Annotated in this window: 15 protein-coding genes and 4 pseudogenes; 9 read left to right on the top strand and 10 right to left on the bottom strand. The window is 70.1% G+C overall.

Annotation, left to right across the window (positions count from 1 at the left end; translation table 11 throughout):
- Positions 1-717 precede the first annotated feature (717 nt).
- Both BM536_RS28355 and BM536_RS28350 read left to right on the top strand, forming a co-directional pair.
- Positions 718-1,800: a metallophosphoesterase gene (locus tag BM536_RS28355; RefSeq protein WP_073491247.1), complete on the top strand. Its 1,083-nt coding sequence runs from the start codon at positions 718-720 to the stop codon at positions 1,798-1,800.
- A gap of 193 nt (positions 1,801-1,993) precedes the next feature.
- Positions 1,994-2,869: a hypothetical protein gene (locus tag BM536_RS28350; RefSeq protein ID WP_073491246.1), complete on the top strand. Its 876-nt coding sequence runs from the start codon at positions 1,994-1,996 to the stop codon at positions 2,867-2,869.
- 141 nt (positions 2,870-3,010) lie between these two features.
- On the opposite strand, the pseudogene BM536_RS28345 reads toward BM536_RS28350, so the two are convergent.
- Both BM536_RS28345 and thiC read right to left on the bottom strand, forming a co-directional pair.
- Positions 3,011-4,425: pseudogene (locus tag BM536_RS28345) on the bottom strand (VWA domain-containing protein).
- 58 nt (positions 4,426-4,483) lie between these two features.
- The gene (gene thiC, locus BM536_RS28340; RefSeq protein WP_245873847.1) at positions 4,484-6,280 is read right to left on the bottom strand and encodes a phosphomethylpyrimidine synthase ThiC; all 1,797 of its coding nucleotides are present in this window, start codon (positions 6,278-6,280) and stop codon (positions 4,484-4,486) included.
- 598 nt (positions 6,281-6,878) lie between these two features.
- Here thiC and BM536_RS28335 point away from each other — a divergent pair.
- A pseudogene (locus BM536_RS28335) lies at positions 6,879-8,318 on the top strand (YibE/F family protein); the annotation flags it as partial.
- Between the two features lie 107 nt (positions 8,319-8,425).
- Here the strand turns inward: BM536_RS28335 and BM536_RS28330 are convergent.
- The 4 genes from BM536_RS28330 to BM536_RS28315 all read right to left on the bottom strand — a co-directional run bounded on the left by BM536_RS28330 (position 8,426) and on the right by BM536_RS28315 (position 10,733).
- Complete coding sequence (locus tag BM536_RS28330) at positions 8,426-8,872, bottom strand: SsgA family sporulation/cell division regulator (protein ID WP_073491265.1); 447 nt, start codon at positions 8,870-8,872, stop codon at positions 8,426-8,428.
- A 97-nt stretch (positions 8,873-8,969) separates the two neighbouring features.
- Positions 8,970-9,683, bottom strand: coding sequence for an IclR family transcriptional regulator (locus BM536_RS28325; protein ID WP_073491245.1), 714 nt, complete (start codon positions 9,681-9,683; stop codon positions 8,970-8,972).
- Positions 9,684-10,027: 344 nt separating this feature from the next.
- Positions 10,028-10,240 (bottom strand): DUF5326 family protein, encoded by a 213-nt coding sequence (locus BM536_RS28320; protein WP_073491244.1) that lies wholly within the window; start codon positions 10,238-10,240, stop codon positions 10,028-10,030.
- Positions 10,241-10,415: 175 nt separating this feature from the next.
- Positions 10,416-10,733, bottom strand: a complete 318-nt coding sequence (locus BM536_RS28315) for a cupin domain-containing protein (protein ID WP_073491243.1) — start codon at positions 10,731-10,733, stop codon at positions 10,416-10,418.
- 48 nt (positions 10,734-10,781) lie between these two features.
- On the opposite strand from BM536_RS28315, the gene BM536_RS28310 reads away from it, so the two are divergent.
- The 5 genes from BM536_RS28310 (at position 10,782) to BM536_RS28290 (ending at position 14,516) form a co-directional block, all read left to right on the top strand.
- Positions 10,782-11,159: a phage holin family protein gene (locus BM536_RS28310; protein WP_073491242.1), complete on the top strand. Its 378-nt coding sequence runs from the start codon at positions 10,782-10,784 to the stop codon at positions 11,157-11,159.
- A 7-nt stretch (positions 11,160-11,166) separates the two neighbouring features.
- Positions 11,167-11,658, top strand: a complete 492-nt coding sequence (locus tag BM536_RS28305; RefSeq protein ID WP_073491241.1) for a low molecular weight protein-tyrosine-phosphatase — start codon at positions 11,167-11,169, stop codon at positions 11,656-11,658.
- Positions 11,655-12,800: a cystathionine gamma-lyase gene (locus BM536_RS28300; protein ID WP_094103670.1), complete on the top strand. Its 1,146-nt coding sequence runs from the start codon at positions 11,655-11,657 to the stop codon at positions 12,798-12,800. Before BM536_RS28305 ends, BM536_RS28300 begins: the two co-directional genes overlap by 4 nt.
- Positions 12,801-13,027: 227 nt before the next feature.
- Positions 13,028-13,936, top strand: coding sequence for a LysR family transcriptional regulator (locus BM536_RS28295; protein ID WP_073491240.1), 909 nt, complete (start codon positions 13,028-13,030; stop codon positions 13,934-13,936).
- A gap of 97 nt (positions 13,937-14,033) precedes the next feature.
- Positions 14,034-14,516: an NUDIX hydrolase gene (locus tag BM536_RS28290; RefSeq protein WP_073491239.1), complete on the top strand. Its 483-nt coding sequence runs from the start codon at positions 14,034-14,036 to the stop codon at positions 14,514-14,516.
- 16 nt (positions 14,517-14,532) lie between these two features.
- Here the strand turns inward: BM536_RS28290 and BM536_RS28285 are convergent, their stop codons facing one another.
- Positions 14,533-15,681: a globin domain-containing protein gene (locus BM536_RS28285; RefSeq protein ID WP_079274871.1), complete on the bottom strand. Its 1,149-nt coding sequence runs from the start codon at positions 15,679-15,681 to the stop codon at positions 14,533-14,535.
- A gap of 998 nt (positions 15,682-16,679) precedes the next feature.
- A pseudogene (locus BM536_RS28280) lies at positions 16,680-17,015 on the bottom strand (HAD family hydrolase); the annotation flags it as partial.
- Between the two features lie 167 nt (positions 17,016-17,182).
- Between BM536_RS28280 and BM536_RS28275 the strand changes: the two are divergent.
- A complete protein-coding gene (locus tag BM536_RS28275) occupies positions 17,183-18,049 on the top strand; it encodes a GNAT family N-acetyltransferase (RefSeq protein WP_073491238.1) in 867 nt (288 codons plus the stop codon).
- Positions 18,050-18,123: 74 nt separating this feature from the next.
- Here BM536_RS28275 and BM536_RS28270 read toward each other — a convergent pair whose 3' ends face one another.
- Together BM536_RS28270 and BM536_RS28265 are read right to left on the bottom strand one after the other, a co-directional pair.
- Positions 18,124-18,546, bottom strand: a complete 423-nt coding sequence (locus BM536_RS28270) for a GlcG/HbpS family heme-binding protein (protein WP_073491237.1) — start codon at positions 18,544-18,546, stop codon at positions 18,124-18,126.
- 113 nt (positions 18,547-18,659) lie between these two features.
- Positions 18,660-19,867, bottom strand: a pseudogene (locus BM536_RS28265) (MFS transporter).
- Positions 19,868-19,925 lie beyond the last annotated feature (58 nt).

The raw sequence follows: 19,925 nt of genomic DNA, 5'->3' as shown, positions 1-19,925 counted from the left end.
GGCACGGGGCAGGGCGGCGCGACGGCGGGGTGACCCGACGGCAGGGTGGCCCGCCGAGGAAGTGGCCCGACAAGAGGGTGGCGGGGCGGAGGGAAGAGGGTGGCGGGGCAGATGGCCTGGTTCCGGTTCCGGGCCGTCCGGACCGTAGGGAAGGGGCGCCACCGGGCCTCTGTCAGTCGGACGGCCGCGGAGGGGTTCCGCCGCGCCCGCCCGCGGCGCCGCCCCGCTGGCAGGGGTCGACGGCAGTCGAAGGCCCACCGGAGGGACACGGCCCCGGCGGTCCCTGAACGCCCGGCTCGAGCAGCCCGGAGTCCAGTCGGAACTGGTCGGCATGAGCCGTTGGGCATGAGCGCATCGGCATGAGCCGAGGCGGAGTTGCCGGCGCCACCCGAAACCCGGCCCGCCGCCGAACGCCACCGGACCCCACACCCCACGCCGCGCCGCGGCACCCCGCAACACACCCCCGGATTCCCCGCCGACGGCGGACATGCGGGGGCCGAGGGTGTAAGCACGGTGTGCGGTGGGTGAGCGAGTACTGCCGAAGCCCGACCCAATCGGGGCGAAAGCCGCGGTGAACAGGAGTCTTGCTCCGATTCACCACCCCTGGGTCGTCACACGGCACGATCCGCATTCCTATGATGGGCGCACGGCACCGCGGACCGTTGCGACCAGGCAGTCCGAAGCGGTGCAGATGCGGCGCGATGGTGGAGGGGTCTGATGACTCAGGGGGCCGGTCAGGGACCCGAGGTGGAGCGTACGGCGACAGTGCGCGACTTCCGGGTGCCCGCATACGTCCACGAGACCGGTCCGCACGCCCACAGCGCGCACCCCGGCAACGCGGCACCGCCTCTCGAGGACCCCCTCGAACCCCCGGACGGCTACACGCCCACCCAGCGGGACCTGCCCGTCATCAACCGGGGCGACACCGTTCAGGTGAGCGTCGACCCGGCCGTCGCGCAGGCTCCCCAGGCCGCGACCGGCCCCGGTCCGCTGTTCGTCGTGGGCGACGTACACGGCTATCTGGACGAGCTGATCGCCGCGCTCCAGGAGAAGGGCCTGGTCGACACGGCAGGCAACTGGTGCGCGGGTACCGCCCGGCTGTGGTTCCTCGGCGACTTCACCGACCGCGGCCCGGACGGCATCGGCGTGATCGACCTCGTGATGCGCCTGTCCGCCGAGGCCGCGGCGGCCGGGGGCTACTGCAAGGCCCTCATGGGCAATCACGAGCTGCTCCTGCTGGGCGCCAAGCGGTTCGGCGACACCCCCGTCAACTCCGGCGCCGGCACCGCCACCTTCCAGGCGGCCTGGCTGCTCAACGGCGGACAGAAATCCGACATGGACCGCCTCCAGGACCATCACCTCCAGTGGATGGCCCGCCTCGACGCCGTGGAGGAGGTCGACGGTCATCTGCTCGTGCACTCCGACACCACCGCCTACCTCGACTACGGCGACTCGATCGAGGCGGTCAACGACACCGTCCACGAGATGATCACCCGTAACGACGCGGACGAAGTGTGGGACCTGTTCCGCAAGTTCACCAAGCGCTTCTCCTTCCGCGACGAGGGCGGCGCCGATGCCGTCCGCTCCCTGCTCGATACGTACGGCGGCACCCGCATCGTTCACGGCCACAGCCCGATTCCGTATCTGCTGGGCGATGTCGGCTCCGAGGACGACGAGGACTCGGCCGGTCCGGTGGTCGCAGGGCCGCACGTCTACGCCGACGGACTGGCCATCGCGATGGACGGCGGCGTGACGATGGCCGGAAAACTGCTGGTCCAGCAACTGCCACTGCCCCTCTGACCGTTCCCGGGTCCGACGCCGACCGCGCCGGACCCGTCCGACGGCGGCGCGGCCCAGGGGCCAATTTCAGCAAACCCCCTGTTACCTCATGCCGTCGCCGCTCTACCATCGGCTTATCCGTAGCAGGCTCCCCTCCGTTTCTACCCGACGGCTCGTTGGCATGCGAGCCCCAAGCCCTACGGAGCATCGGGGGATGCACATGAACAGCGTTCCGCAGCACCTGCACAGCGAGGACCGCCAGGAGTACGAGCGGATCCTCGACGAGGCGCTGCGCTCCGCACCACACCACCCGGAACTGGCCGCTGGGGGACAGCGGCTCAACCCCGAACAACTGCGCACCATGGCGCTCAACGCCTCCGCGCTCATCACGGCGTCCGCGGCGACGGAGTACCAGCACTATGTGAAGGTCCGCGCCGAACTGCGCCATCCGGCGCCGTCCTCCCCGTCCTCGGCCGGGCATGAGTCCGGCACCGGTGAGCCGGGCGTGGGCGGGATGGGCCTCGCCGCCACCATGGGGGAGGCCGCCGAGGTCGCCGGAGCGGGCGCCGTCGCCATCGCCGCCGTGCTCACCCCGGTCCTCGCCGGTACCGCCGCAGTGATCTTCCTGCTCGTCGGTTACATCCTGCGGATGCTCGACCCCGAGCCGGCGTTCGCCAAGGCGATGCTCACCACCGGATGGACGTTCGGGGCCGTGGCCGCGGCCGCGATCCTCGTCGCCACCGTCGGCCTCCTGCTCACCGCCCTGCGCAACCGTCCCTCCCTGGCGGCCGGCCCGTACAGCGAACTGAGCGAGGAGGTGGACCGCGCGAAGGAAGCCTGGCGGGAAGCCCTGCTGGAGCGGGGCATCCTGCCCTTCCTGCGCGAGGCCCTCGCCAACCCCGGCACCAGCGCCGCACTCGACCCCGCACCGGCCCCGCCGCCACCCACCGGCCGCCTGCCGAAGATCGGTTACGACCGTCCGGGCTTCAGCAGTCCCGACGAAGGAACCTCGGCCGGCTCCCGCCCCAGTTACAGCAGCCCGGACTACAGCAGTCCGGACTTCGGGGGGCCGGAACACCAGCCGGAATAGGCCCCCGGCTTGCGCCCCCGCCCAGGGGAGCGCAGGCCGCAGGCCCCGCCGGTTCGCCGCGGCAGCGGGCCGCCTGGGCCCGGCTGTCCCGGGCGTCCTCGGCCGACGAAAGGAGGCCGACGGCGTCAGTCGGCATGCCGGTCAGAGGATGCCCGCCTGCCCCGCGGCCATGAGCCAGCTCGGGAACTCGGACAGGAGACGGTCGTACAGCTCCTGGTCCGGGACCGTGCGGATGTCGTCCACGGCGAAGAAGCCGACGTTGTCCACACGTCGGCCGGGCAGAGTGTCGAACCGCTCCAGAACGCCGTAGTTCGAGCGGCCGAGCCCGACGAACTGCCAGAAGATCGGCTCATCCGCCGCCGCGCGCAGCTCCTTCTCGATCGCGGCGTCGCGGTAGACACCTCCGTCGGAGAAGAACAGCACCAGCGTCGGCACCGCCGCCGGATTCGCCCGAACATAGTCTCTGACCTGGGCGATCACCTTCTGTTCCTCGTTCTGGATGCCGACCGAACGCATGTCCACCTGGCCCGGTTGCAGCCCCTTGCGCGGCTTCTTGCTCCGCCGGAAGAGGCTGATCTCCCCCACCCGCACATGCAGCCGCAGCCACTCGGGCAGTTCGCCCAGGCGCAGGTCCGGCAGCCGGGCAGGGTCGGAGGCGAACGTCCAGGCCTGCATCTCGCCGTCGTCATCAAGCTCCGCCACCACAGCGGCCATCCGCTCGACCACGTCGGCCACCACCCCGCCGGAGTACAGGAACGACATGGACCCCGACGCGTCGAGCACCAGTACGACCCGCGCGCTGACCCCCGAGGCACCACTCTTCCTCAGACTGACCGCGACCTGCTCCTTCCGCAGGGACAACCGCTTGCGCATGTCAACCGGAAGGTGCTCCTCCCCCTTGGTGAGCCGAGTCCCGGCAGGCGGCGCTGATACGGCGGCGGAGGCTGGCGGAGCCGAGGGAGGCGGGGGCGGGAGCGGCGTACGTACGGCCGATGCCGCGGGGTCGGCTGCCGTGGCGGCGGGCTCCTCATCGACGCTGATCCCGAAGTCCGTGGCCAGCCCCGCGAGCCCGGAGGCATACCCCTGCCCGACCGCACGGAACTTCCACTGCCCGCCCGCAGGTACAACTCACCTCCGATGAACGCCGTTTCCGTCTCTCCCCGCATCTCGAACCGCGCCAGCTCCGCCAGGCTCCCGGCATCGATCAGCCTGAGCGTGAGCCCGGCCACCTGCCCGAAGGTGCCGCCGTCGGCGGACGCGCACAGCTCCACGCGCGCGACGGCACTCTCCAGCGAACGCAGGTCCACCTCGACGGTGTCGGCAGTGACACCGGCGGCGCTCCGCTTCCCCAGATGGGTGACGGCGCCGGAGGCATGCCGGGGTTGGTTGTAGAAGACGAAGTCCGCGTCGTCACGCACCTTTCCGGCGGCGGTCAGCAGCAGAGCCGACACATCCACGTCCGGCCCGCCACCCAGCTCGGACCAACTGATCTCGACGCGCACGGACGGCACATCGACCGGCAGATTGGCGCCCTTGCTCATGGATCGCGCTGTCATACCCCCAGTGTGCCGACCCCTCCCCAGAAGCACCGCCCCCAGGACGATCCCCCGCGCGTCAGTCCGCGATCGGCAGATACACGCGATTGCCCGCGGCCGCGAACTCCTTGGACTTCTGCGCCATTCCTTCCTCGACCTCCGCCCGACTGCCGCCGTGCTCACGACGGATGTCATGGGAGATCTTCATCGAACAGAACTTCGGTCCGCACATCGAGCAGAAGTGAGCCGTCTTGGCCGGCTCCGCAGGCAGTGTCTCGTCGTGGAACTCCCGGGCGGTGTCCGGGTCGAGGGCCAGGTTGAACTGGTCCTCCCAGCGGAACTCGAAACGGGCGTCGGACAGCGCGTCGTCCCACTCCTGCGCACCGGGGTGTCCCTTGGCGAGATCGGCCGCGTGGGCGGCGATCTTGTAGGTGATGACGCCGGTCTTGACGTCGTCACGGTTGGGCAGGCCCAGGTGCTCCTTGGGCGTGACGTAGCAGAGCATGGCCGTACCCCACCAGGCGATCATCGCCGCACCGATGCCGGAGGTGATGTGGTCGTACGCCGGGGCGACGTCCGTCGTCAGCGGGCCGAGCGTATAGAACGGAGCTTCATCGCAGATCTCCTGCTGAAGGTCGATGTTCTCCTTGATCTTGTGCATCGGGACATGTCCCGGGCCTTCGATCATCGTCTGAACATGGAAACGCTTCGCGATCCGGTTGAGTTCCCCGAGCGTGCGCAACTCCGCGAACTGCGCCTCGTCGTTGGCGTCCGCGATCGAACCGGGCCGCAGACCGTCGCCCAGCGAGTACGTGACGTCGTAGGCCGCGAGGATCTCGCAGAGTTCCTCGAAGTTCTCGTAGAGGAACGACTCCTTGTGGTGTGCCAGGCACCAGGCGGCCATGATCGACCCGCCGCGGGAGACGATGCCGGTCTTGCGGTTGGCCGTCAACGGGACGTACGGGAGGCGCACGCCCGCGTGGACGGTCATGTAGTCCACGCCCTGCTCGGCCTGCTCGATCACCGTGTCCTTGTAGATCTCCCAGGTCAGCTCCTCGGCCCGGCCGTCTACCTTCTCCAGCGCCTGATAGAGCGGCACGGTGCCGATGGGGACGGGGGGAGTTGCGCAGCACCCACTCGCGGGTGGTGTGGATGTTGCGGCCGGTGGACAGGTCCATGACCGTGTCGCGCCCCAACGGGTCGCCCAGGTCATCTTCTCGACCTCCTCCTCGATGGAGGACGTCACCGCCGAGTTGCCGATGTTGGCGTTGACCTTCACCAGGAACCGCTTACCGATGATCATCGGCTCGATCTCCGGATGGTTGACGTTGGCCGGCAGCACCGCACGTCCGGCCGCGATCTCCTCTCGTACGACCTCGGGCTCCACGTTCTCCCGGATGGCCACGTACTCCATCTCCGGTGTGATCTCGCCCCGGCGCGCGTACGCGAGTTGGGTGACCGCCTGACCGTCACGGCCCCGGCGTGGCAGGCGCGGCCGCCCCGGGAAGACCGCGTCGAGGTTGCGCAGCCCGCCGCGCGGCGAGGTGTGCTTGATCCCGTCGTCCTCCGGACGGACGGGGCGGCCCGCGTACTCCTCCGTGTCACCGCGGGCGATGACCCAGTTCTCCCGCAGAGGCGGCAACCCCCTGCGGACGTCCGTCTCGACGAGCGGATCGGTGTACGGGCCCGAGGTGTCGTACAGCGTGACCGACCGGCCGTTGGTGAGATGCACCTGACGGACCGGCACGCGCAGGTCGGAGCGGGTGCCCTCGACATACGCCTTGTGCCATCCGATGGACTTCCCGGCCTCCCCGTCGGCAGAGACCTCGTCGGAGGTCTGCGCGGAGGCAGGCGTGCGTGCGTCCTTGTTGGTCATGAGACCTACTCCCTACGCCGGCATTACCCGGTAACAGGTTCAGCGGTCGACGCAGCGGCTTCCGTCTGCCGACGTGTCATGTGAAACATCACTCGGTTGTGGTGACGTTCCACGTGAAACATCGCGAAGACGGAGGTCAGCGCCCTCTCAGCCCGGTGCTCCGAGCTCCCGCGTGTGCAAAGGTGCCTCCACGCTAGCGTCCTTTGTGGCGCGGTGAACAGTGGGCCTCTGTCGTTCTTGCGATGATCGGGCGGTGACCACGACACCCCATCCCCCGTTCCCACCGCCCGAACAGCCCCGTAGGCCAGGCATTCCTCCCGACGGACGCCCCGGGCGAGGACAGGGGTACGGCGTCGGTGGCGGTTCCGCTCCCCGCCCCGTCGCCCAACCCGGTTCCGGCCCGGTTTCCCGTCCCGAGGGCGGTTACGGCTTCGGTCCTGACGGCGGACAGGGCGCCGGCCCCGGCTCCGGCGGACCCGGACACGTACCCGGTGACGGAGGACATGGGTTCGGTGGGGGCCAGGGCGGCGGCCGTGACGGAGGCGCAGGCGAGGGCGCAGGCGGGGGCCGCGGACACGGCCCGGGTCCGGGTGCGGGTCCGGGTGACGGGCACGGCTCGGACGACGGCAACGGGCACAGCGGCGGGCACAGCGGCGGGCACGGTGGACACGGCCCCGGCGCAGGCGACGGGCACGGGCATGGGCACAGCCACAGTCACGGTCCTGCCGCCCCCGTCTCCCGACATCTGCGCAAGGTCATCGCGGCCGTTCTCATCCCCTTCGGCGTGGCCGTACTCGTCGGCATGGTCGTGCTGTGGCCCGGCGGTGCCCCGGCGCACGAGCGCACCGGTGTCGGCTTCGACCGGCAGACACAGCAGGCGACGGTCGCCGAGGTCGAGAGCATCAGCTGCTCGTCGGCGAACGCCTCGGGCGGCACACCGACCGGTGACACCTCGACCGCCGAGGGCTCCTCCGCGCAGCAGCAGGAGGACGGCACCTGCAAGAAGGCCACGATCCGCGTGGACACCGGCGCGGACAAGGGCCGTACGTTCACCGAGATCGTCCAGCCGGACCAGTCACGGCAGTTGCACGAGGGCCAGAAGGTCGTGGTCGCCTACGAGCCCTCCGCGCCGAAGGACCTTCAGTACTCGGTCACCGACGTGGACCGCCGTGTCCCCCTGAGCCTGCTCGCCATCATCTTCGCCGTCGCCGTCGTGGTCGTCGGGCGACTGCGGGGTGTCATGGCGCTGGTCGCGCTGGCCATCAGCTTCATGGTGCTGAACTTCTTCGTCCTGCCCGCGATCCTGCAGGGCTCGAACCCGCTGGCCGTGGCGGTCGTCGGGGCGAGTGCCATCATGCTGATCGCCCTCTACCTGTGTCACGGCCTCTCGGCCCGCACCTCCGTGGCCGTACTGGGCACGCTGATCTCCCTCCTGCTGATCGGCGTCCTCGGCTCCTGGTTCGTCGACTGGGCGGCGCTGACCGGCAACACGGACGACAACACCGGTCTGATCCACGGTCTGTACCCGACGATCGACATGAGCGGTCTGCTCCTGGCCGGCATCATCATCGGTTCGCTCGGTGTCCTCGACGACGTGACGGTCACGCAGACGTCGGCGGTCTGGGAACTCCACGAGGCCAACCCGTCGATGGGCTGGCGGGGGCTGTACCGGGCAGGCATCCGGATCGGCCGCGACCACATCGCGTCCGTGGTCAACACGCTCGTCCTCGCCTACGCCGGCGCCGCGCTGCCACTGCTGCTGCTGTTCTCCATCGCGGAGAGCAGTGTCGGTACGGTTGCCAACAGCGAGCTGGTCGCCGAGGAGATCGTGCGCACGCTGATCGGTTCGATCGGTCTGGTCGCGTCGGTTCCGGTCACCACGGCACTCGCCGCACTCGTGGTCTCGGCGGACCGGCCAGGAACCGGCGCGCTGCCCGAGACGGCCCCGGCGACACCCGGGGCCACATCGGCCGGTACGTCGGGCCCCGCCCCGCAGCAGGGCTCTCGGGGCGGCAAGGGCAGGCGGCGCAAGCACTGACGCGGGCGGGGCGCTCGAAGGGAGCCACGGGGTGCCGTCGCCCTTCGAACGCCCCGTCCCCGCAGAAGCGTTCCTTCAACCTTGCGCCACGAGCCCCCGTCCAGACCTCACCCGGCGCTCTGCTCCTCCGCCAGGATCCTGTCCAAGGCCTCGTCGAGATGGGCGTCGAAGTCGGCGAACGCACCCTCCTGTCCCAGCGGGACCAACTTGTCTGTGCGGTCGAGGAAGGCCACGAGCGGAGCCGCCGACGAGCGGAACACCGCCTGGTCACCCCCCACCTGAAGCCGGATCAGCACCTCGCCCAGCACCTCCCGGTCGGCCGGCGAGACCCGCACATCTCCCTCACCGCACGGCCTGCCCACCCCGTCGATGAGCAGCTCACGCCCGAACGCCCAAGTCACCGGGGCATCACCGGGCAGATGGAAAGTGAGCCGTACGGCGTACGGATCGCAGGTCTCGTAGCCCAGTTCCACCGGGATGCGGAACGAGAGCTCCTCGGAAACGAGAAAGCTCATCATGACCTCTGCCTCTACTGCCTGCACGGACTCGCGCATCGCCTTCCCCGTCATTGCCGTCGACTGGCTGGGAATCAACCCCTGACACTGCACGCATCTTGCTGAACGTACACAACAGATCACAAGGAGTGAGTTTTCAGATACTGATAGAGACCGCAAGTGATCCCAGCACCCGGCCGATCTCGCTCTGCAACTGCTCCACGGCAGTGGGCAGCCGGTCGGCCTGGTGAGCGGGGAGGGAGATGGCCATCGTGGCGGCGGTGGTGCCCACCGTGATCGGGATCGCGGCACACACCGTGCCCAGCGCGTACTCCTGCCGTTCGACGACCGTCCCCATCCGCCGCACCTGGGCCAGCCGCCGCAACAGGGTGTGGTCGTCCCGGACGGTGTACGGGGTGATCGACTGCACGGGGTAGCGGTCCAGATGGTCGCGGCGGGCCTTGTCGTCCAGCTGGGAGAGCAGGCACTGGCCGATGGCGTGCGCGTGCCCGGTCTCGCGGAAGTCCGCCCATTCCTCGACAGCTGGATTACCCGGGGTGTCGGAGACGCACACGACCTCGATCTCGCCGTCCCGGTAGCGGGCGTAGTACACCGGAACGCCGATCGAATCGCGCCAGTGCGCGAGGGTGGCGGCCACGGTGCTGCGACGTTCCTGCGCGGCCCCGCTGCTGCCGAGGCGCTCGGCGGCCTCGCCGAGGTAGAACATCCCCTTGTCGCGCCGCAGGTAGCCCTCGTGCACGAGGGTGCGCAGCAGGTGGTACGCCGTGGGCAACGCCAGCCCTGTCTCACGGGCCAGTTGCTTGGCCGGCGCCCCGCCGTCGTGCCGGGCCACGGATTCCAGCAGTCGCATGGCGCGCTGTACGGAACCGATGAGCGTCGCCGCGGACTGCGGTTGTCCGGGGATGCCTCTGTCCGCCGGCCGCTGGAGCGGGGGGGTGGTGGAATGCGGACGGGTGGGGGGTGAGTGCGGTTCCGCGAATGCTGCGGTGTCAACCGTGGCCAAGGGTCACTCCCGAAGCTCGAGAGGGCGGTCCGTGCGGGGAACACGGGAGGGGGCACCGATCGCGGGTGCATCCCCGCGAGGGGTTCCGGACTTTAACGGCCCGCCACCGCAGACGGTCGTGCTGTCAGGAAAACTTCCCCCGGCCGAGGGAACCGGCGCATCCTGTTACCGGTCCCCGCTCCCCGCACCACTCACCAGTCGCCGCGGGACGAGGACCCCGCCGTGAACTTGCGGACCACGTAGACCAGTCCGCCGACGACTGCGACGAAGACCAGCAGCTTGAACAGAAGGCCGATCACGAAGCCGACGACGCTCGCTATCAGGCCGCCGAACACGACCAGTGCGATGACCGGCACCGCCACCCACTTCACCCACCACGGCAGTCCCGCGAAGATCTCTTGCATCGCCCTCGTCCTCGTCTGTCCTGTCCGGTGCCACTGACGGCCCGGATCTTTCGGTGTCCTGCCGTCGATGCTAGGGCCGAAGGGGGTGCCTGCGGGGGCCTCGCACCCCTTGTCCTCCCCTGACCGATCCCTTAGGGAACCCCGAGGTGGCGCGTCCCCTGCCAGACGGAGACGCTCAGCCCTCCGCAGGTGAGAAGACGACCAGGACTCGCAGGTCCTCGCTGATGTGATGGAACTTGTGGGCGACCCCGGCGGGCACGTACACGACGCTTCCGCGCGCGACCTGGGTGGTCTCCAGGCCGACCGTGATGGAGGCCCGCCCGCTCACGACGAAGTAGACCTCGTCCTGGTTGTGCGGGTTCTGGGGATCATGGTCCCCGGCATCGAGTGCGTAGAGGCCGACCGACATGTTCCGCTCCCGCAGAAACTGCAGGTAGGCCCCATCGTTGGCGGCTCTCTCCGCCTCCAGTTCATCCAACCGGAATGCCTTCATCGCCCTCGTCCGCCCTCGTAGCCGATCTCTTCTGCCACGATCAGACACATGAAGAATTTTGTAGTCAAGACGATCGCCAACGCGGGCGCCCTGGCGGTCGCCGTCTGGCTGCTGGACAAGATCACGTTGACCGGTGCCGGCACGGGCAAGAAGGTCGGCACCCTGATCGTGGTGGCGCTCCTGTTCGGCCTGGTCAACTTCCTGGTCAAGCCCGTCGTGCAGGTGCTGACCTTCCCCCTCTTCATCCTCACGCTCGGCCTGATCACCCTGGTGGTGAACGCGCTGATGCTGCTGCTCACCTCGTGGCTGGCCGACAAGCTCGACCTCAGCTTCCACGTCGAGGGATTCTGGACCGCGGTCCTGGGTGGCCTGATCATCTCCGTCGTCTCCTGGGCCCTCAACGTCGTCCTGCCCGACGAGGACTGAGCGTGCGATGAACTACCGCGTCTGCTTCGTCTGCACCGGCAACATCTGCCGCTCCCCGATGGCCGAGGCCGTCTTCCGCGCGCGCGTCGCGGAGGCCGGTCTCGCAGCCCTGGTCGAGGTGGACAGTGCCGGTACGGGCGACTGGCACGTGGGCGAGGGCGCCGACCCGCGCACCCTCTCCGTCCTGGAGGAGAACGGCTACTCCGTCGAACACACGGCCCGCATGTTCGAACGGTCCTGGTTCTCCCGCCTCGACCTCGTGATCGCCCTGGACGCCGGCCACCTCAGGGCCCTGCGCCGCCTCGCCCCCACCGACGAGGACGCCCAGAAGATTCGCCTGCTGCGCGCGTACGCCCCCGCAGCGGACGGCGACCTGGACGTTCCCGACCCGTACTACGGGGGCCGGGACGGCTTCGAGGAGTGCCTGCGGATGGTGGAGGAGGCGAGCGTCGGCCTGCTGGCCGCGGTTCGCGCGGACATGGAAGGACGAGTGGCATGAGTGAGCCCACCGCGGCCGGAGGCACCGGCGAGGGCACGCGCGCTGTGCGTGCCGGTCTTCCGGAGCCGGTGAAGTACGAACCCACGCTGCCGGGCCCGGTGTTCGCCGCGCACTTCCACCTGCCCGGCGAGCCCACGGGGCCTTACACCTACGGCCGTGACGAGAACCCGACCTGGACCCGTCTGGAGCGCGCCGTGGGCGAGCTGGAGGCGCCGGGGCAGGACGACGTCGACACGCTCGTGTTCGCCTCCGGCATGGCGGCGATCTCGTCCGTGCTCTTCTCCCAGCTGCGCGCCGGGGACACCGTGGTCCTGCCCAGTGACGGCTATCAGGCGCTCCCCCTGGTGCGTGCCCAACTGGAGGCGTACGGCATCGAGGTGCGCACCGCGCCGACCGGCGGCGACGCCCAGCTCGCCGTTCTGGACGGGGCGAAGCTGCTGTGGATCGAGTCCCCCTCGAACCCCGGCCTCGACGTCTGCGACATCCGGCGTCTCGCCGAGGCGGCACACGCGCGTGGGGCCCTGGTGGCCGTCGACAACACGCTCGCGACGCCGCTCGGGCAGCGCCCGCTGGAACTCGGCGCCGACTTCTCGGTGGCCAGCGGAACCAAGCAGCTCACCGGGCACGGCGACGTCCTCCTCGGTTACGTCACCGGACGCTCCGGCGAACCGATGACGGCCGTACGACGCTGGCGCAAGATCGTCGGGGCGATCCCGGGGCCCATGGAGGCCTGGCTCGCGCACCGGTCGATCGCCACGCTCCAGATGCGTGTGGACCGTCAGAGCGCCACCGCCCTGGCCGTCGCTCAGGCGCTGCGGGGAAGGCCGGAGGTGACCGGGCTGCGGTACCCGGGGCTGGCCGACGACCCGTCGCACCAGGTGGCCTCCCGGCAGATGCGGCGCCATGGGTGCGTGGTCTCCTTCACGTTGCCCACGCGCGCGCGTGCCGAGCGTTTCCTCGAGGAGCTGCGGCTCGTGGACGACGCGACGAGCTTCGGCGGTGTGCGCTCGACCGCCGAGCGGCGTGGGCGCTGGGGCGGGGACGCTGTGCCGGAGGGCTTCATCCGGCTGTCGGTCGGCGCCGAGGACCCGGACGATCTGGTGGCGGACGTACTCCGCGCGCTGGAGGAGTCGGTGTGGTGACCGGCTCACGGATGCCCCGCGGGTGTCCTTCTCCGTGCGGCGGACGGTCCGAGCCTCCCCCCTCGTGGCTCGACGTCCTGCGGTTCTGCGCGCGAAGAACCGCGCGCACTAGGCTAGTTGACTCTGTGTCAGTGTCCAATCACAGTAGCGACAGAGACCTATCGACATATTTATAGTTGGACCCTGCCTCGGCCCGGGAGAAAGCAGGGGAAGGGGGAGCTCGCTTCATGGATCTGGCTTTGCTGCGCACCTTCGTGACCGTGCACCGAGCCGGTTCCTTCACCCGCGCCGCCGCCCTGCTGGGCCTGTCGCAGCCGGCCGTCACCTCACAGATCCGCACGCTGGAGAGGCAGCTAGGCCGTCCCCTGTTCCTGCGCCAGGCCCGAGGTGTGACGCCGACGACCATCGGGGACGAGCTGGCCCACAAGGCCGCCCCGCACCTCGACGCCCTGGTGGAGATCACCGGGACCGGCCTGGACGACGAATCATCCGTGCGGACGCTGCACCTTGCCGGGCCGCCCGAGTTCACCGCCGAACGCGCCCTTCCCTCCCTCACCGGGCTGACCGGCGACGACGGACAGGGGTTCGCCCTGCGCGCCTCCTTCGGGACCGCAGAGGAGGTCCTGGACGGGCTGTCCGCCGGACACCACGACCTCGCCATCACCACGGCCCGGCCACGCGGGGCCCTGTTCACGGCCACCCCGCTGTGCGACGAGGAGCACGTCCTGGTCGCCGCGCCGAGCCGGGCCGGGCCGATCGACACCGAGAGACTGGGCCGCCGCGGGGGAGCGTCCGCGCTGGAGGATCTTCCTGTGGTCGAGGTCCACGAGTCGCTGCCCTTCGTCTCCCGCTACTGGGCCTCCGTCTTCGACGCCCGCCCCGCGGCCTCGGGCGTCGTCATCGTCCCCGACCTGCGCGCGGTCCTGGCCTGTGTGACCGCGGGGGCGGGTCTGGCGGTGCTGCCCCGCTATCTGTGCACGGCCGCCCTCGGCCGCGGGGACGTCGTCGAACTGCACCGACCGCCGGTGCCGCCGCTTCGGACCTACGTCCTGGTGGTGCGCACCGGCACGCTGGCGATGCCGCACATCGCACGGGCGCACGACTGGTTGCTGAGGGCGGCGGCCGACTGGTGCTGAACCGGCTTCCTCCGCGCCTCCGGCTCCTCACGCACCGGGCTCACCCGGTGACGATTCGCGATGTTTCACGTGGAACCAGCCGGGCCACATTCCTCCCATGACCGTCCGACCTGTGGTCAAGCGCACAGCGCGCGCCGTTCTGCTGGACGGCGACGACCTGATCTTGATCAAACGCACCAAGCCCGGCCTCGATCCGTACTGGGTCACGCCCGGTGGCGGAGTCGAACCGGAGGACACGACCGTCGTCGACGCCCTGCACCGGGAGGTCTACGAGGAACTCGGTGCCAAGATCATCGACGTGGTCCCCTGCTTCGTCGACACCGTCGAGCACATCGGCGAGGACGGCGGTGCGACCGGCGTGAAGGTGCAGCACTTCTTCGTCTGCCGACTGGTGTCCATGGACCTGGGCCTGCGACACGGACCCGAGATCGACGAACCCGTTGGGGAGTACGAGATCGTCCGCGTGCCGTTCACCCGGGTCGGGATCGCCTCCGTCCACCTCGTCCCACTGTCGCTGCGGCACTACCTCGACGGCAACATCGAGGGGGTACGGGCCATGCACGCGCCCGACCTGGGGTGACCCCCACGGCTCGGGATCAGCTCCCGGCGGCGACCAGTTCCTCCACCGAGTCGTGGCGTATGCGCTCCGCCGGGATACCCACGCCGCGCAGGGCGTCCACGCCGCTGCGGATCATGCCAGGTGGACCGGACACATAGGCGTCGTACTCGGTCCAGGGGCCGAAGGCCCGTATGGCGTCGGGCAGCTGGAGCACGCCGTGCCGGTCGACCACCGGGCGGACCTCGAGCCAGGGGTGGGACCGCTGGAGCCTGAGCATGGTGTCGATGTCGTACAGGTCATGGTCGCTGCGGGCGCCGTAGAAGACCTCCACCGGGCGGCGGGCGCCGTGTTCGGCGACATCCTCGACGAGAGCCTTGATGGGGGCGATGCCGGTGCCGCCGCCCAGACAGAGCAGCCCGCTGTCCCGGGTGTGGTCGACGGTCATCGAGCCTGCCGGCGGCCCCAGCCGGACGACGTCGCCGGGCTGCGCGCGATGCACGAGGGCGTTGGACACCCATCCCGCCGGTACGGCCTTCACATGCAACGTGAGCAGTCCGTCGGAGCGGGGTGCCGAGGCGAAGGAGTAGTGCCGCCAGATCCGCGGCCACCACGGCGTCTCCAGGCCCGCGTACTGCCCGGCGCGGAAGGGATAGGGCTGGTCGGGGCGGAGGGTGAGGACGGCGATGTCGGGCGTCCTCAGTTCGCGGGAGACGACCTCGGCGTACCACCACGCGGGTGCGCGCAACTCGTCCGCGGCCGCCGCGTCGATCATGACCTGCGAGATCGTCGTGTACGTCCGTACCCAGGCCGCCTCGGTCTCGGCGTCCCACACGGAAGCGGCGTACTTGCTCAACGCCCCGATCAGACACTCGCCGACGGCCGGGTAGTGCTCGGCGCGGGTGCCGTACTTGCGGTGTCCACGGCCGAGGTTCTGCAGGTAGTCGACGAGGACCGGGGTGTTGTCGATGTGCTCGGCGGCGGTGAGCAGCGCCTTGAGCAGCCGGTCGCGCTGGGCGTCCATCGCGGGCGGGAACAACGGACGCAGGTGGGGGTGGCGTACGAAGAGCAGCGCGTAGAAGTACGAGGTGACCTTGTCGGCCACGGGAGCCACCTCGGCCATGGTCCGGCGGACGAGGACGGCGTCCGGAGAGGGGTTCCCGGCGAGGGCGGGGCGTTGGGCGGGCACTCGGGGCTCAGAGGGCGCGGGAGGCGGTGCGGGTCGCGGGACGGCCCGGGGGCTGCCTGGAGGCCACCAGCGGCTTGTGAGGGGGCATCAGCCCGATGCGTACCGGGCTGATGGAGGGCGGTGGCTGTCCGAGACCCGGCCGGAGTCCGCGAAGGGGTCACCGCACGCGCATCGACGGAATCAGTGGTCTCCACGGGTGCGTGGGTGCGGCCGGCCGGTGGAGTCGTTGCGGCTGACCGCTCGGCGACGGAGGACGGCCGGGGCTCCGTGGAGGGCGCCCCGGCGAGGTCGCCCGGCGGCTCCACGGTGGATTCCGTGCGCCGATCGGCCGACGGCTCGGGCGCTGCCGTGGGAGGCGAGGGTATTCGGGTGCCGGTTTCCGCGGCCTCGCCCGGGGGCGGCTCGCCGATGGGGGCGTTCGCCTTCCTGCCCACCGGGCGGAGCGCCGCCAGACGGCGGCCGTCGGCGGCTTCCCGTTCGCCGTCGGTGGCTGGTGCCGGCTGCTTGTGCGGCGTGAACCATCCGTCCCCGCCGCCGGACGTGCCGTTGTCGGCCGACCTGGTGGTCGGAGCGTCCATGGTGTGCCTCGCCTCGAACATATTTCGGTCGGTCTGTGCACTTCCACGTTCGGAAGGTGCCTGCTTCCCCCGCAGACGGTCTGCCGTTCAGCGGCCCGTCCGACCGCTGTCCACCCGTGAATTCGGCTGCGTACGGTGACGCACGCACGGGAGAGATGCGACTGGGTCGCGGATCCCTCACCGCAGCATCGCCTCTGCGTGAACCCCTCGGTCGTTCAACCCGAATAGCGGGTCTTCGATCTCTCCATCTCGTTAGGCTGCATTGCCCTGTTTCCGGTCCGCGTGGAATGCGTAGGCCGTGTTTCGCGCATCACGTCCCGGACACGAACCGGAGTCGACCATACCGGGCGCCGCCTCACACACAAGTCCCGCCTTCCCTCCCCACGACTGCACCCGGGCGCGAACCACCGGTTCCCTCAATTACCGGGCGCCACACACCAATTCATAGGCATCCCACAGATCTTTCCCCACGTAGGAGTGGGACGCCAGGCCCGTCAGGTGCGGGTCGGCGTTGACCGCGACCGAGACCGGCACCGCCGCGAACGGATCCCTGCCGGAGAGCGAATCGCCATAGGCGACGCAGTCGGCCCGCGTCACGCCGAAGTCCGCACACAGCCGGTCGGCGATCAGCACCTTCGCCGCGGCATTGAGCACGCCCGCCGGATCCACGGGCTCGGTGAAAGGAACTGCGGGAAAGCGCGAACCGTGAGCGGCGTGTGCACCCCAGCCGGTCAGCCGCTCCACGAAGAACGACGGCGGCTCCTGGGCCCAGCCCTTCAGGGGACGTATCCGCCCGATGTTTCACGTGAAACGACGCCTGGTTGTCGGCACGCTGTGCAGTGGGCCACGGCTTGGCCAAAAGCACATACGACCTTGGGGAAACAGGTGGACGCCGACGGCACCGGTCGGACAGCCTGACGTGCGTGCCGACTCCTTCCCTCCTCGCTCTCCCCATCCGCCGCCTGACGCACCGCGACCTCGTCGCCTGCGCCGACTTGTCCGAGGACAGGGGGTGGCCGCGCGAGGAACACAAGTGGGGCCTCCTCCTCACCGCCGGAAAGGGCTACGGCATCGACGACCCGGACGGGGGTCTCGTCAGCGCCTGTGTGGTCACCGAGTACGGCCCGCACGGCCGTCCCGCTCTCGGAGCCATCGGCATGGTGTTGGTCGCCGAACGGCATGCCCGGCAGGGCGTCGGCCGCCGGCTCATGCGGCACATCACCTCCGTCATGAGCACGACCCCTCTGACCTTGCACGCGACACCGAACGGGCGTCCGCTGTACGAGGAGTTGGGGTTCAAGACGACGGGCCGCGCCGAGATGATGGTCGGCCGCTTCTCGCCCGGTGGATGGGAGCCCCGCGTTTCGACGCGTGCGGCCACGGCGGAGGACCTCACCACGATCCTCCGCCTGGACGAGGAGGTGTTCGGCACCGACCGTACCCCCGTGATCGCCCGGCTGCCCGCGTTCGCCGACCAGGTCCGGGTCGCCGAGGACGGCGGCCGGATCGTCGGCTACGCGGCCGCCTGGCCCAACATGGACACCCATGTCGTGGGGCCGCTGATCGCCCGGGACACGGAGACGGCGAAGTCCCTCGTGGCGTCCCTGGCCGAGCACACCGACCGTCCGCTGCGCACCGACATCGACGTCCGGCACGAGGAGCTGCTGGCCTGGCTCAAGGACCGCGGCCTGGCGCCCGTCGCCTTCAACACCGTCATGACCTATGGCATCACGGAGCTGCCCGGCGACTGGACGCGGCGGTTCGCTCCGCTGACGGTGGCGGCCGGCTGAGGCAACCGGGGACGCGGACGCCGGGTCCCGAGAATCGCGGAACCCGGCGTCATCCGAACGAAGGACAGCTTGGGTCAGGCCAGCGCCTCCACGGCCGCGGTGGCGAAGCCGTGGTCCTGCTCCGGTGCACCGCCGCCCACGCCGACGGCCCCGATCAGCCGCCCGTCACGGTGGACCGGTACGCCGCCCGCGATGAACAGCAGCGGCCTGTCGAGCGCGGTGGGCAGAGTGTGGAAGAGGCCACCGGGCTGGACGGCGTCGACGAGGTCGGCGGTGGGAGTGTTCAGCTGGAGCGCCGTGTAGGCCTTGCGCGTGCTCGTCTCGCCGGAGATCAGGACGGCGCGGTCGTCCCGGCGGAAGGCCAGCAGATGGCCACCCGCGTCCAGGACGCTGACGCTGACCGTGACCCCGGCGGTCTCGGCTGCGCGGCGGGCGGCCGTGAGGAGGACCTCGGCGTCATGGACGGTCAGGGGGGCGACGGCGGTGGTGGTGCTCACGGGGGCTTCTCCTTGCGGGTGCTTCTTGTGCGGGAAGGTCTGTGCGTGCTTGTCGTGGGGTGGGAGGAACCGGGAGGTGCGGGGACGGCCCTGGCTCCGCATCTCCGAGCGGCTCAGTGGTGGACGGCTGCCGGCTGTTCGGCCGGAGTCCGTCCGGTGACGACGGCGCTGGCGGCGCCGTCGCGGCGCTCCAGCGCGGCCGAGACGAGGGCGAGGACAAGGGCCGCTGCGGCGAGGGCGGCGCGACCCAGTTCGGGGCGGTGTAACCGAGGCCTCCGGCGATGACGAGGCCGCCGAGCCAGGCGGAGAGGGCGTTGCCCAGGTTGAAGGCGCCGATGTTCACCGCCGAGGCCAGCGTCGGAGCGCCGTGCGCCTGGTCGAGGACCCGCTTCTGGAGCGGCGGGACCGTGGCGAAGCCCAGGGCGCCGATCAGGACGATCGTGACAGCCGCGAGGACCTTGTTGTGCGCGGTCAGGGTGAAGAGGGCCAGGACGACCGCCAGGCTGCCCAGGGAGACGTACAGCATCGGCATCAGGGCACGGTCGGCGTACCTGCCGCCGACGAGGTTGCCGCCGACCATGCCGAGCCCGAAGAGGACGAGCAGCCAGGTGACGGAGCCCTCGGCGAAGCCGGTCACGTGGGTCATCATCGGCGCGATGTAGGTGATGGCCGCGAAGACACCGCCGAAGCCGAGGACGGTCATCGCCATGGCGAGCAGGACCTGGGTGTTCTTGAAGGCGGCCAGTTCGTGCCGCAGGTGTACGCCTTCCACGCGGGGCAGCTCGGGCACCAGTTTCGCGATGCCCGCCAGGCCGAGGACTCCGAGCAGGGCGACGATGCCGAAGGTCACGCGCCAGCCGGCGGTCTGCCCGACGAGGGTGCCCAGAGGGACGCCGACGACGTTGGCGACCGTGAGGCCGGTGAACATCATCGCGATGGCTCCGGCCTTCTTCTCCGGAGCGACCAGGTCCGCCGCGACGACCGAGCCGATGCCGAAGAACGCGCCGTGGGCGAGCGAGGCGACGATCCGGCCGGTGAGCATGACGCCGAAGGCGGGGGCGACCGCCGACAGGAGGTTGCCGATGATGAACAAGCCCATCAGCAGCATCAGCATCCGCTTGCGGGACACCCTGGTGCCGAGGACCGTCATCAGCGGGGCCCCCAGCACGACACCGAGCGCGTAGCCGGTGACCAGGAAGCCCGCCGTGGGGATGGAGACTCCGAAGTCACCCGCGACCTCGGGCAGCAAGCCCATGATCACGAACTCGGTCGTGCCGATTCCGAAGGCCCCGATCGCGAGGGCCAGTAGCGCGAGAGGCATGGTGGGGTAGACCTTCCCAGACGATTGCAGGAGCGCTTTATGTTCGTCCACAATAGTT

It is taken from the genome of Streptomyces phaeoluteigriseus (genome assembly GCF_001896135.2).
GTDB lineage: Bacteria > Actinomycetota > Actinomycetes > Streptomycetales > Streptomycetaceae > Streptomyces > Streptomyces phaeoluteigriseus.
The sequence above is the reverse complement of the archived record's forward strand: the minus strand, read 5'-3'. Positions and strand labels throughout refer to the sequence as shown.

Coding starts and splice junctions, on each gene's coding strand:
- BM536_RS28355 (WP_073491247.1), top strand. CDS start 718: ATGACTCAGGGGGCCGGTCAGGGACCCGAGGTGGAGCGTACGGCGACA.
- BM536_RS28350 (WP_073491246.1), top strand. CDS start 1,994: ATGCACATGAACAGCGTTCCGCAGCACCTGCACAGCGAGGACCGCCAG.
- thiC (WP_245873847.1), bottom strand. CDS start 6,280: ATGACCAACAAGGACGCACGCACGCCTGCCTCCGCGCAGACCTCCGAC.
- BM536_RS28330 (WP_073491265.1), bottom strand. CDS start 8,872: ATGCGCGAGTCCGTGCAGGCAGTAGAGGCAGAGGTCATGATGAGCTTT.
- BM536_RS28325 (WP_073491245.1), bottom strand. CDS start 9,683: ATGCGACTGCTGGAATCCGTGGCCCGGCACGACGGCGGGGCGCCGGCC.
- BM536_RS28320 (WP_073491244.1), bottom strand. CDS start 10,240: ATGCAAGAGATCTTCGCGGGACTGCCGTGGTGGGTGAAGTGGGTGGCG.
- BM536_RS28315 (WP_073491243.1), bottom strand. CDS start 10,733: ATGAAGGCATTCCGGTTGGATGAACTGGAGGCGGAGAGAGCCGCCAAC.
- BM536_RS28310 (WP_073491242.1), top strand. CDS start 10,782: ATGAAGAATTTTGTAGTCAAGACGATCGCCAACGCGGGCGCCCTGGCG.
- BM536_RS28305 (WP_073491241.1), top strand. CDS start 11,167: ATGAACTACCGCGTCTGCTTCGTCTGCACCGGCAACATCTGCCGCTCC.
- BM536_RS28300 (WP_094103670.1), top strand. CDS start 11,655: ATGAGTGAGCCCACCGCGGCCGGAGGCACCGGCGAGGGCACGCGCGCT.
- BM536_RS28295 (WP_073491240.1), top strand. CDS start 13,028: ATGGATCTGGCTTTGCTGCGCACCTTCGTGACCGTGCACCGAGCCGGT.
- BM536_RS28290 (WP_073491239.1), top strand. CDS start 14,034: ATGACCGTCCGACCTGTGGTCAAGCGCACAGCGCGCGCCGTTCTGCTG.